We start from the raw sequence: 13,388 nt of genomic DNA on the forward strand, positions 1-13,388 counted from the left end.
TATTTTTAAAATAATTCGAATTGATTTTTCCCCGTTTTTTTAATTTGAAAGTAGTTGACAGTTTGTAATGCTTTAAGAATATTTTCGAGTTGTTCGTTTTCGAATACCGCTGAGTAGCGTTTGCTGGCTATCGCTTGATTTGTAATTTTGATCTCCACCCCGTACATGCGTTCCAGTTTCAATGCGATATCAAATAATCTCTCTTCTTGGATTGTCATACGATTTAATAACCATTCAGTTTCTAAAGCAGAACCATCGTTTTCAGCGATAACGAATGGCTGGATAGCTACGGACATAGAACTCGCTGCAGATTGATGGACGCTGGAGGGCGATACCTCTTTAGATTCAGCTGTTTTTGTGATAACAAATTTTTGTTTGGGTTTTAAGATGAATTTCCGAGTGTTGGCTCCTGTTTTCCAAATCGATACCTTACCACGCACTAGAGCTGTTTCGGCCTCATTTTCTTCCGCATAATCACGTACATTGAAGGCGGTCCCTAAGACACTAATTTCCATTCTCGGTGTATGAATAAGGAAAGGTTTAGCAGGATCTTTTTTGACATCAAAAAATGCTTCCCCGATTAAAGTCACTTCGCGTCTGCTTGAGTCTTTGAATGAAGCAGGATATATTATTTTGCTGGAGGCATTGAGTGTAACTTTTGTTCCGTCTTGTAATACAATTTGACGCTGTTGTCCATCCGATAGGGTGATCTCTTGATTGTTGGGCGCTTTTGTTTTGTATAAATATACGCCAGCAAATGCTATACACAAGACGGCAGCGGCGGCGGCAATTTGGGATAAACTGAAAGAGCGTTTCTTTCCAATCGATAATCTAGCCATGATACCGCTATGGATACGATTTTTTAAGGCGTGCTGCACTTCTTCAGGAAGTGTTTTGAGTAAACTCGGCCGTGATGAGAATGAATCGAAAAATCGCTCTACGGTGTCGATCTCTTGCGAATTGGCTTCGCCCTTTAAGTATTTGTCAATGAGCTTTTCAAGCTCTTGGTTAGGATATTGCATAGGATGAGTACAATGTTCACTACAATAGTGTCCCTGAGGGGGGAATATGTACTAGTGCAAAACTTGTTTTATTTGTAAATTGCTTATTTACAGTTGAATAAAATTAAAAGAAGAGTCAGGAAATGCTGGATAACGAGTTTCTTCAGTTTGTGTATTGACACACCAAGATGATTTTGGACTGTATTTTGGGATGTTTCCGTTAGATCGCTGATTTCTTTTGTGGTGAGTCCGTCCAGATACCGCATTTTAAAGATTTCTTTTCTTTTTTGTGGAAGATTGGCTACCCATTGTTCAATCAAAGATTTTAGATCCTTTTCGTCGTACAGGTCTCCCGCTGTATTATTTTGTTTTTGGTAGTATGAGGAATTTTCTTCAATAAGTGCTGTTCTTCGTCTATTTTTTTTATATGTTTCGAAAACTTTGTATTTCATGCAGGTAAAAAGGTAGGCTTCCACATTGTGGATGTCTCTCTTAGAGCCGTGTTTCCAAAGGTCGATAAATATGTCTTGTACAATTTCCTCACAGGAAGCCAGGTCCTCAAGCCGTTTATACGATTCATCTAACAGTACTGACCAATACTTATCATATAAAATGTTGAAAGCCGCTAAATCGCCTTCTCTAAGCCCAATCAGTAAGCTTTCGTCGTTGTGAGATGCATATTTATCGTTTTTCATGATATTTGAAGTGTGAAGCCGACTTCCTCCAAGCTACAGCTTTTAAAGGAATTTACTTTTTTCAATTATACTCATTTAATTATATAAGGACAAGGTGCATCGGTATTTTCTACTTAGTTATAATTAATGTATTGACCATTAGTTTGGAGTGCTTTAGCGCCTTTAATATCCCTTCGCGATTACATTTTTTTTAACACAAAAAGCTGCCTTTTTAAGTTTTTATCCGTAACATCAACAATGATGGTTACAGCAACAGACATGTTTAGGAGGGTTTACATTCATAACAAATCGGTCTTTAGTTTGTATTGCTATCAAAATTAGGTGGAATAAAACTAAAATAAAATTCACGTTCTATTTTTCGAATAAATTATTAAATAAGCTTTTATCTGTATCGGTTGGCTGAATATTACATAGTTTTTTCAATAGATTACAATAAAAATTCTGTTTTGATACCCACCTTTCGAATTTAAAATGTCATGACAATTTAAAAGTGAACATAGTCGTTTGTTGATAGGTCGCAAATAATCGATGGGAACGGCGACGATATATGGCCAGAATCAATTAACTTTAAGGATGGAACACTGTTTTGCTTTTAAACCATCAAATATTCAATTGATTAAAATGTTAACAAAAAATATCAAAGGTAAAACTAATACCTTGTTACGCACAATATGTTGCTGTTCTTTTCTTTTGTTCAGTATGCTAAAAGGTTTTTCCCAAGGTAAAATGACGAAAGACTATGTGGACTATGTCAATCCGTACATGGGAAATATCAGCCATTTATTGGTACCGACCTATCCGACGGTTCATCTGCCTAACAGTCTGCTGCGCGTGTATCCCGAGCGAGGAGACTATACGTCAGATCGCCTATATGGTTTGCCACTGATCGTCACCAGCCATCGTGGCAAATCGGCTTTCAACCTTAGTGCACTGGTTAAATTGCCCGATCGTTTGAAACCGGTACAATTGTATAGTTACGATCAAGAGGAAATCCATCCGTATGCCTATTCTGTGTTCTTGGATCAAGAGCAAATTCAGGTAGACTATGCGCTGTCGCACCAGTCGGGACTTTATACCTTTACTTTTCCCAACACCTCAAAAAAATATCTTCAGTTCAACTCGCAGCAGGGAAAACTTCAATGGGATGGCAAGGGACTTTCGGGGGTACAGGATATTGGAAATGGTACCCGTGTATATATTTATGCCATTCCCGAGTCCAATCCGATTGCGGTGAAGCGACTGCAGGGCCAACAACTGGAAAATGCAACCGAAGCTGCCGGTAAGAATTCGTGTATGATATTGGAGTTTCGTCAGGCCGGTACTAGCTTGCGCATGAAATATGGTGTTTCATTTATTGATGTCGCGCAAGCGAAAGCCAATTTAAAGCGTGAGATCAGCGATTTTGATCGGCAAAAGCTTGCTGATATAGGACGTAAAATATGGAACGATGCCTTAGGTAAAATTGCTGTGGAAGACGGAAATGAATCTAATAAGCACGTTTTTTATACGTCTTTATACCGTTGCTACGAACGCCCTGTCAATATTTCTGAAGATGGTCGTTATTATAGTGCATTTGACGGGAAGGTACATCAGGATGAGGGCAAACCTTTTTTTACCGATGACTGGATTTGGGATTCCTATCGGGCACATCATCCTTTGCGCGTATTATTGGATCCGGGCACAGAATCCATGATCCTGCATTCTTTTGTCCGGATGTCGGAGCAAATGGAACAGCCTTGGTTGCCCACTTTTCCTGAGATTACGGGCGATAGTAGGCGGATGAATTCCAATCATGGCGTAGCCACCTTGTTGGACGCCTACCGCAAAGGAGTGCGTAATTTTGATATTAAGAAAGCCTATCTCGCTGCTAAAGGTGCGATTACCGAAAAAACATTGGCTCCCTGGTCGGGTAAGCCTGCTGGTAAATTAGATCGTTTTTTTAAAGAGAAAGGGTATATCCCTGCGTTGTCCCCGGGTGAAAAAGAGACCATACCGGAGGTAAGCGGTTTTGAACGGAGACAGCCAGTTGCTGTCACCTTAGGTACCTCTTACGACTTATGGTGCTTAGCACAGCTTGCTCACGAATTGGGTATACAGGACGACTATGAGCTTTTTATGAAGCAGTCTTTCAACTATAGAAATCTCTTCAACGAGCAGACCAAGTTTTTTCATCCTAAAGATGACAAAGGGAATTTTATCATGCCTTTTGATTACGTGTTTTCCGGCGGACAGGGAGCACGGGAATATTACGGTGAAAACAACGCCTGGATCTACCGTTGGGATGTACAGCATAATATTCCCGATCTGATCAACCTGATGGGAGGGAACGAATCTTTTGTCAAGTACCTTGATGAGATGTTCCAGCAGCCTTTGGGGCGTTCAAAGTTTGACTTTTATGCACAGCTTCCAGATCACACGGGAAATGTCGGGCAATTTTCCATGGCAAACGAGCCGGCTTTGCATATTCCTTATCTATATAATTATGCGGGACAACCTTGGATGACACAGAAAAGGATACGCAAGCTGATCGGGGAATGGTTTAGAAACGATTTAATGGGGGTACCGGGAGATGAAGACGGTGGTGGAATGTCAGCTTTTGTCGTCTTTTCGCAAATGGGCTTCTATCCGGTTACACCGGGTTTGACGTCGTACAGCATTGGATCTCCATTTTTTAAGAAAGTGAGCATACAGCTTCCTAATGGTAAGTCTTTTGTTATTATCGGCAAAAATGCATCGGCAAGAAACAAATACATTCAGTCGGCCAAATTGAATGGGCAGCCGCTGAACGTTCCACAGCTGACCCATGCCGATTTGCTGAAAGGTGGCACATTGGAGTTTGTGATGGGGGATAAAGCAAATCGAAATTGGGGAATAGCAGAGTAACATTGTTTTATTCTAAAGCTATATTTTAGAAGCAAGCAAGCAAGCAAGCAAACCAAAAAATAAACAAGTAAGGCGGTTAAGTGAACGAATCACTTAGCCGCTTTTTTATTGCGGTATAATATTCTAATTTTTTTGGGTAATTTTTTGTGGAAAAAGAAAAAATGATCATCTTATATTAAAATATATCCTACTTTAGTGTGATACGCAGTAGATAGATCAATTATGAATTATATAAACTAAGATAAATGAGAAGTGTTCTATGCGCACTTGCGGTAACGATTATCCTAATCTTATCGTTTAATAAACTCGTTCATGATGATATGCCCGTAGCCAACGCTACGATAGTATTAACCGAAGTAAATCGTCATAAACAAGACGTCAAAAGTATCTTAATGACCGATAGTAATTTTTCGGATCTACGCTTTTTTGATACTACGCTAAAAAATAATAGAATTTTGATGTTGGGTGAAATGCTGCACAATGATGGCGAAACTTTCAAAGCGAAAGCCAGACTCATCCGTTATCTGCATGAGCATCTCGATTATGACGTAGTTTTATATGAGGCAGGGCAGTATGATATGTGGATGATGAATGCACAGATGGACAACCTGATGGATAAGTCGCAGGAAAAAACGATTGGCGGTACCGGACTATTTGACTTCTGGTGGCAAAATCAGGAAAATCAGCCCCTCTTAACGTATTATAAAAAAACAAAATCAACAGAGCGTCCAATGATCCTCGGCGGATTTGATATCCAATTTTCAGGCAGGGGCTTATCAAATATACGCGTAAAATTATTGGAAGATTTCTTAATTAAAAATGGGATCGATTCGACCAAGTATCCATTATTAAAAAGAAATAGCAATAAGTTGGAGTATCTAATTTATGAACGTTTTGCCAATAAGCATCTCGATGCGAACCAAAAGAAACAATTTCTAGCAGAATTTGACGGGTTGGGCCGTATGATCCGGGGGCGTAAACCAGACGCGGAGCAGCTGATCTATAGCCGATATCTGTCTGATATGAAGCACAACTTTGACAAATCTTGGCGCTATAAAGCTGGGTCGATGCAGAGCATGCATTTTAGAGATTCACTGATGGCGGAAAATTTAACCTATCAGATCGATTCGCTTTACGCCGGCAAAAAGATTATCGTCTGGTGTGCCAATATCCATAGCTTTTCTGCGCCATACAATAAAGATTATCGGCCCCTCGGGACTTATCTAAAGCGTAAATACGGCGCTCAAGCGTATAGTCTGGATTTTACTTCCTATGGAAGATATGATAAAACTGGCCGTGTTGTCGATAGAGTGGGTAAGTTGGCAGTGGAAAATGTATTTCATGCCACTAAATCACCCTATTTCTTTTTGGATCTTCGTCAGTTGCCCAACAATAGCATGTTAAAACAACGTTTTAGTTCAGTCATTAATCAGGGGATTGATGAAGAAAGAAAATGGCACGAGTTTATCGATGGCATTTTCTATATCGATATCAATAAAGCTCCAATTTACCGCTAACAGCATGGAAAGTATCTTAACACAACAACTTAGCTTTAAAATAGGCGCAAAAACAATCTTGGATAATATTAGCCTACAAGTCCCAGACAGGAGTATTTATGGATATCTCGGCCGAAATGGGGCGGGAAAATCCACAACAATCAAATTGCTTTTAGGTCTTTTGGAGGATCAGGCAGATACGATTTTTATTCAGGGAAATAGTTTAAAGGCGCATCCCATAGGTGTTTATGCCAATGTTGGAAACTTGATTGAGGCCCCATGCTATTATACGAAATTGACCGTTTTTGAAAATTTAAAGTACTTGGATATCATCCACAAAAAAGGCAACAAACGCATTGATGAAGTATTGGAAATGGTAGATCTTCATCGGGAAAAGAAGAAAAAAGCCAGTGCCCTGTCCATGGGGATGAAACAGCGGCTGGGAATAGCGATGGCGATTTTTCATGATCCGCAATTGCTTATCCTGGACGAACCATTAAATGGTCTCGATCCACAGGGAATTGTCGAAACGCGCAATTTGTTTTGTCATCTCAACGAACAGGGAAAAACGATCTTTCTTTCGAGTCATATTTTGAGTGAGCTTGAAAAAATAACGACACACATTGGTATCATTGAAGGTGGGAAAATGATTTTCCAGGGAACCAAACAGGAGCTGCTGGGACAGGTTGACCGAGAAGTGTACCTACGTACAGCCAGTCCCGAAGCAACAGCTTCGGTTTTGCGAAATAACGGGTTTTCTGGTGTTAAAACCGATGGAGAAAGCATTGCCGTCACTATCGGCGATGATCTGCAATTTGGTCTTATGATCAAATCTTTGGTCGAAAAGCAGATTGATATTTATGGATTGGAATCCCGTAGTGCTGATCTTGAACAAATTTTTATAAACCTTATCACTCGTGTAAATGGCTAATACATTCTATACCGCTTTCTTGTCGGAAAAGTACAAACTCCTACGCAATAGGGAGATTTTTGGGGTACTGATCGTTCCTATGGTGCTCGTTTTTGCGATTGCCGGTTATATTATTTATGATGTTATAGATTCAGGAGGGGCAGTGGCGGTTCCTAACCCTTGGAAACTTCTGCTTGGCAGATATGTTTTTCAGTTTTTTTACCTGCTCTATCCCATCCTTGTTGCTTTATTCGTCTATGCCTGTTGTGATGTCGAGTATAAGAATAACAATTATAAAATACTCTTTACCCTACCCATCAGTAAATCGAATATTTTCTTTTCCAAAGCCGTCTTTATCCTGCTGACCTTACTGTTTTCAATACTCTTTGCTTACGCTGCATTTCTGATCAGTGGTTATCTGCTCAGCCTGATTTACCCCGTACTGGGGTTTCAGAATTATGATTTTAGGGTCGTAATCTTTTATACGTTTTTGAAACTTTTTATTACGCTCTCGGCTATCGCTATGATTCAGCTTTCACTGAGCCTATTGTTCAGAAGTTTTATCTACCCAATTGGAGTAGGCATGTTTATATTGGTCTTTTCCGTGCTTGTCGCACAGAAGAGTTTTTCAGATTTTATCCCTTATACAGGTGCCTATAATGCGGTAATGAATATCTTATCCGAGAATGATTCCTTTGCACGACTAGACTATAGCAACATGCTGATGCTCGTCATATTTCTATTGATCAGTTTTTACTTATTCAAGCGGAAAGGACAGTTTTAATTTGTATGCACACCTGATCGGCTATTTTTTGTCAAGTTCTTTTTTATAAGTACTCGGAGACTGGCCATATTTCTTTTTAAAGGCCGAAGCGAAATAGGATGCAGAGGAAAAACCGACACTGCTAAATATTTCGTTGATGTTTAGTCCTTCAGCCATGAGGCTTTTGGCTTTCTTTAATCTTCGCTCGATCATGTAATCATTGACGCTGCAGTCAAGTAACTGTTTGACTTTACGGTAGAGCTGCACGCGGGAGAGATGAAGCTCGTTGGCAATGCCATCGACACTCAATCGCGGGTCTGATAATTTGGATTCGACAATCGCTGAGAAATTGTTTAAAAAACGTCTATCGTTATCATTGACCTGCTCCGCTTGAGCGCTATCAAACTGTTCCACATTGCTGCTGTATTTTTCTTTAAGCTGATGGCGTGACTGTAGGATGTTTGAAATCCGTGTCCGCAGTAATTCGGCATTGAATGGCTTAGTAATGTAGTCATCGGCCATCAATTTACTTCCTTCGAGCATCGTATCTTCGTTGGCGAGCGCACTCAGTAAGATGACGGGAATATGTGCGGTCTGATAAAATGCTTTGATGTCCTTTAGAATATCCAGACCGCTACCATCGGGAAGCATAATATCCGTAATGACTAGATCTGGAAAATGTGTCTTCAACATTCCATTGGCTTGTTGCACATCTTTTGCCAGGAAAAGATTGTAATCCCTTTCTAAGAGGGAGCGGAGATAATCTCTGATTTCATCATTATCTTCGACGACCATAATACTTTTTGATCTGTTGGATCGAAAAGAAAGATTGTTGTCTAGCGTCTTTCCTGTTGTCTCCAATAGGTCGTCTTGTTGAAACAGCGGCTTTTCTCCCTTGTCGAAATCGGCCAGTTCAGCAGGCTCGTAGTGACTATTTCCAATTGGCATACGTAGGGTGAATATCGACCCATGGCCTGGTTTGCTACTCACAGTGATTTGGCCATGATGCAGTTCGATGATCTGTTTGGTGTAGGCGAGGCCGATTCCGGAGCCATTACGGCTACTGGCGCCCTGATAAAAAGGATCAAAAATGTGCTCAATATCACTTGGGGCAATCCCCAGGCCATTATCCAAAACCCGTAGATAGAAATAGTCTTTGAAATTGTTTTCTTCCAATATAATTTCAATTCTGCCACTTGCCGCCGTATGTTTGATCGCGTTGGACAATAAATTGGATAAGACCTGTTCCATCAGGTATTCGTCCATCCAGACCTCTTTCAAGCTTGTTTTGTTGACATAACTGACGGAGATTCTGTTTTTCTTAAATAAGGGCTTGAAACTACCTATTACCTGCTGAATAAATGGGTCAATGTAAACGATGGCCGCATGTAGCTTAATCTTCGATTTACTGATGCGATGGATATCAATGAGGTCGCTGACCAAACGTTGTAGTTTTTTTGCATTCCGTTTGATGCGTGACAGCTGTTCTCTGACCTCTTCGGTAAGATCTTTTCGTAATTCAAGGTCCTCGATAGGCGCGATGATAAGGGTTAGCGGGGTTTTAAATTCATGCGAGATATTGGTGAAGAAATTATTTTTGATTTCTGCCGCTTGCTGAATTTGACTGTTCATTTCGACGATCTGTTTTTGTTGCGCAAGAATCTCGCTATTCTGGATTTCCAGATGTTTGTTCTTTTCCCAGTTGCTTCTGATCACGATAATAGAAATTCCCCCAAAGACAACAGCTAGCACCAAGCTAACGACCAATACATTAAGAACGGACTTTTGGCTTTGGTAAATCTTATTCTGTTCCGTAATGAACTCCTGTCTTTTGTCAATATCGAGCTGCTGTTGTTTTATTTTATCCGACTGCAGGGCAAGCAACTCCGCGTTGGTTTTATCGATGACAGAGGTTGCGAGTATATTCTCGCGGCGGTAGTTTTGGTGGTTGATGATAGCCAAGGCCGTTCGAATGGCTTCGGCCCCGCCAGTAGGATAGAGTATGGAAGCAAACATTTTGCCCTGTATGATCTGTTCAAGGCCATTTCCGGGACCAGGAAGAGCATCAACACCAATGATCTTAATGTCCTTTTTGATCTGGGCTTCGTCCAATGCTTTTTTTACCCCCATGGCCATCTGATCATTGAATGTAAAGATGATATCACTCTGGCTCATGACGTTTATATGCTTACGCATTTCCAGATAGGCTTTATTTTTCTCCCAGCCGCCGTGAATGACGCCGCTCACCCGAACCGCTGTGGCATCTCCAATTTGCTGCATAAAGCCTTTTTCACGCTCTATTGAAGCCGAAGTGCCCGATAGCCCTGTGACTAATCCGACCGAACCCTTTCCTTGCAAAATCGTGTGGCTATATTGGCCGGCTAGTTTCCCGATGGCGAGATTGTCGGCGCCCACATAAGCATTATATTGGCCGGATGACGTCTTACGGTCTGTTACGATGACAGGTATATTGCGTTGGAATACAGAATCCACAATTGGCGTGAGTGGCTCGGCCTCATTTGGGGATACAATAAGAAGATCGATATCCTGTTTGACTAATTCGCGAATTTGATTGATCTGTACATTATTGTCGCCATGTGCGTCGCGATAAAGAAAGTCAATATCGGGATTGAAGGAAAGTTCCCTTTTCATTTCCTCGAGCATCGTTTGTCGCCAGGCATCGTTTCCGATACACTGCGAAAAAGCGATCACCTGCTTTTTCTTTCGGACCATTGGTTGACATCCACAAAAAAGAAGCAAGGTCAATATGCCACTAAAAATGAAATATTTTCCCATGATTTTTCCCCTTAAATATCCGAATATACATTATTTAGATTTTTTGGGGTAACAGGGATCGTGTTAGTGTATATTTTACACTAAAATAGGAACCTTCAAAAATGTATCATTTTCTAAATTTTCTGTTTAAAAAGTGAAAGTTTTAAAAAACAGAATTAGTTTAACTATCAGAATTTTAGTGTTTTAGCGTTTTTAGAAAAATGTTACATAAATAAATGTTTTTGCGAAGTCCAAATTTAAGTTAAGATGAAGCACGTGTTAAATTTGGATTAATCAATTATAGATCATCACATGAACAAAAACACGGTATTAGCTTGGTCCTTTGTAGTGGCTTTAGGCGGATTTTTATTTGGATTTGATACAGCGGTTATTTCGGGAGCAGAAAAGGCCGTTCAGGAGCACTGGCATTTGAGTGAGTTTCAGCATGGACTGACAATGGCCATCGCCTTGATAGGGACAGTTGTCGGCGCAGCATTAGGTGCACTGCCTTCCGATAAATTGGGCCGTAAAAATACCTTATTTGCTGTTGCAGCCCTTTACTTTATTTCAGCGATTGGTAGTGCACTGGCGAATGACTGGACGATATTTATTTTATTCCGCTTTTTGGGTGGCATAGGAGTTGGCGTCTCTTCGGTAACGGCACCAATCTATATATCAGAAATCTCCCCGGCAGCATCGCGGGGTAAGTTGGTAGGGCTTTTTCAATTCAACGTTGTATTAGGTATTTTGATAGCCTATTTGTCCAATTATTTTATCGGTCAGGTTGGCGAAGAGTCCTGGCGCTGGATGCTGGGGGTACAGTGCTTTCCGTCGTTGTTATTCTTCTGTTTGATCTTCCTCATTCCGGAAAGTCCGAGATGGTTGCTGCTGCACAGGGGGAATTTGGCCGAGGCAACACGGATTATGAAAAAAATTAATTCGGATGGTTACGAGCTGGAGATTTCAAAAATTCAGGAGTCCAAAAACAATTCCACAGGAGAAGGCAAGCTCTTCGTTCGCGAAAATGCCAAACCTATTTTATTAGCCTTTTGTTTTGCGCTGTTCAATCAAGTTTCAGGTATCAACGCGATTATATATTATGCACCCCGTGTATTTGAAATGGCTGGCCTGGGCTCACAGAGTTCATTGCTTTCGACAGTAGGTATAGGGGTTGTCAATTTTATTTTTACGTTGCTGGCGATCAATTTCATCGATAAGGTAGGCAGAAGAAAATTAATGTTGGTGGGCTCGATCGGGCTGATTGTTTCATTGGCACTCGTTTCCCATGCTTTTTATACCAACCAAACGACGGGTTTTGCGATCACAATCTATCTGATGAGTTTCATTGCCTTTTTCGCATTCTCGCAAGGTGCGGTGATTTGGGTGTTTATTTCGGAAATTTTTCCGAACGACGTACGTGCCAAAGGGCAGACATTTGGTAGCTTGACACATTGGGTGATGGCGGCGATTATCACTTTTTGCTTTCCAGCCTTGACGGAAATGCTCGGCGGCGGCGGTACCTTCTTGATCTTTGCCCTATTTATGGTGCTGCAGCTTGTTTATGTGCTTAAGTTTATGCCAGAGACAAAAGGGAAATCATTGGAAGATCTTGGGCATACCATCAATCTACATTAGTCTTTAGCTGGACTACAGCAATAGGTGTCGGAGTAGCCATGAAGCGACTGACGCCTATCGAAAGTTATTTAATCAAAGACAATGTGATAGCATGTTGTGTGTATCTATTGTCAACATTGAATTTAAAGGGAAATATAATAATCAATTTGTTACTTGGTTTTTGGCGCTCGGCCGAAGCTTTGTATAAAAAGGAGAAAATATGAAAAACGGAGATAAATCAATACAGGGTATTTGTTTTGGCGAGGTTCTTTGGGACAATCTTCCTACAGGTAAAAAATTAGGCGGTGCGCCTTTGAATGTGGCTTATCACCTCAATAAATTGGGGGTTACAACGCGTATGCTAACGCGTATAGGGCGTGACGATAATGGTTACGAACTGCGTAATGTATGTGAAGATCTGGGTATCCCGACCGATTTCTTCCAGTACGATGACGTGTTACCAACTTCAACAGTAGAGGTTTCGATCGATGCAAAACGCGACGTGCATTACGATATCGTTTATCCTGTAGCTTGGGATAGAATAGCGGTGGACAATGTTGTTCTTGAGGCAGTTGCAGCGGTGGATTTTTTGGTGTATGGCAGTCTGGCCTGTCGGGATGATGTAAGTTTTCAAAGTTTGCTATTATTGCTGAAAAAAGCCCGCTTCCGGGTGATGGATGTCAACCTGCGTACACCTTATTTTGGTCCGGAAAAAATACATACACTGTTGGGATACGCTGATTTTGTGAAAATGAATGCCGAGGAACTGCATGTTATTTCAGACTGGAATGGCGCGACGGATGCCTATACCGATCAGCAGCGTGTAGACCTGATCATGGAGCGTTTTGCAATTCAGGAGGCAATTGTAACCTATGGTGCAGATGGAGCGGTATATCATTATAAAAAAGACAATATCAGTTATCATTTTCCAGCCTTGAAAGTTCAGGTAGAAGATACCATCGGAAGTGGTGATTCTTTTTTGGCGGCTTTCCTGACCAAAAGGTTTCAGATGCAGGAAGGTGTTCAGCTGGAGGAAGTACTGGAATTTGCGGCCACATTAAGTGGATTTGTGACACAGAGCCGGGGGGCTTGTCCTGAATATAACGATGCGGTCATCAATCGATTCCAATGGTTGCATCCGATCTTCAATGGAGCTCAGAAGCAACAGTAGGTGAACTGCTTCTTTACGAAGCAGTTTACCCGCTATCATAATCAAATAATCAATCTAAATCATTAACCATTTACTTATAA

At 41.0% G+C, this 13,388-nt stretch carries 9 protein-coding genes; 6 read left to right on the forward strand and 3 right to left on the reverse strand.

Annotation, left to right across the window (positions count from 1 at the left end; all coding sequences use genetic code 11):
* Positions 1–5: 5 nt before the first annotated feature.
* Entirely contained in the window at positions 6–1,022 is a 1,017-nt protein-coding gene (locus B2107_RS04185; RefSeq protein WP_293953426.1) for a FecR family protein, read from the reverse strand.
* Positions 1,023–1,105: 83 nt separating this feature from the next.
* Positions 1,106–1,696, reverse strand: coding sequence for an RNA polymerase sigma factor (locus tag B2107_RS04190; RefSeq protein ID WP_293953428.1), 591 nt, complete (start codon positions 1,694–1,696; stop codon positions 1,106–1,108).
* Between the two features lie 621 nt (positions 1,697–2,317).
* On the opposite strand from B2107_RS04190, the gene B2107_RS04195 reads away from it, so the two are divergent.
* The 4 genes from B2107_RS04195 to B2107_RS04210 all read left to right on the forward strand — a co-directional run bounded on the left by B2107_RS04195 (position 2,318) and on the right by B2107_RS04210 (position 7,769).
* On the forward strand, positions 2,318–4,579 hold the full coding sequence (locus B2107_RS04195) for a GH92 family glycosyl hydrolase (RefSeq protein ID WP_293953430.1): 2,262 nt from the start codon (positions 2,318–2,320) through the stop codon (positions 4,577–4,579).
* A 245-nt stretch (positions 4,580–4,824) separates the two neighbouring features.
* Positions 4,825–6,096: an erythromycin esterase family protein gene (locus tag B2107_RS04200; RefSeq protein WP_293953432.1), complete on the forward strand. Its 1,272-nt coding sequence runs from the start codon at positions 4,825–4,827 to the stop codon at positions 6,094–6,096.
* A 4-nt stretch (positions 6,097–6,100) separates the two neighbouring features.
* Positions 6,101–7,006, forward strand: coding sequence for an ABC transporter ATP-binding protein (locus tag B2107_RS04205; RefSeq protein WP_293953434.1), 906 nt, complete (start codon positions 6,101–6,103; stop codon positions 7,004–7,006).
* Positions 6,999–7,769, forward strand: a complete 771-nt coding sequence (locus B2107_RS04210) for an ABC transporter permease (RefSeq protein WP_293953435.1) — start codon at positions 6,999–7,001, stop codon at positions 7,767–7,769. Before B2107_RS04205 ends, B2107_RS04210 begins: the two co-directional genes overlap by 8 nt.
* Positions 7,770–7,790: 21 nt before the next feature.
* On the opposite strand, the gene B2107_RS04215 is transcribed toward B2107_RS04210, so the two are convergent.
* Positions 7,791–10,544: a hybrid sensor histidine kinase/response regulator transcription factor gene (locus B2107_RS04215; protein ID WP_293953437.1), complete on the reverse strand. Its 2,754-nt coding sequence runs from the start codon at positions 10,542–10,544 to the stop codon at positions 7,791–7,793.
* Between the two features lie 291 nt (positions 10,545–10,835).
* Between B2107_RS04215 and B2107_RS04220 the strand changes: the two genes are divergently transcribed.
* A complete protein-coding gene (locus B2107_RS04220) occupies positions 10,836–12,158 on the forward strand; it encodes a sugar porter family MFS transporter (RefSeq protein WP_159729307.1) in 1,323 nt (440 codons plus the stop codon).
* A 199-nt stretch (positions 12,159–12,357) separates the two neighbouring features.
* Positions 12,358–13,308 (forward strand): carbohydrate kinase family protein, encoded by a 951-nt coding sequence (locus B2107_RS04225; protein WP_293953441.1) that lies wholly within the window; start codon positions 12,358–12,360, stop codon positions 13,306–13,308.
* The last annotated feature ends 80 nt before the right edge of the window (positions 13,309–13,388 follow it).

Source organism: Sphingobacterium sp. UBA7855 (assembly GCA_002500745.1).
Taxonomy (GTDB): Bacteria; Bacteroidota; Bacteroidia; order Sphingobacteriales; family Sphingobacteriaceae; genus Sphingobacterium.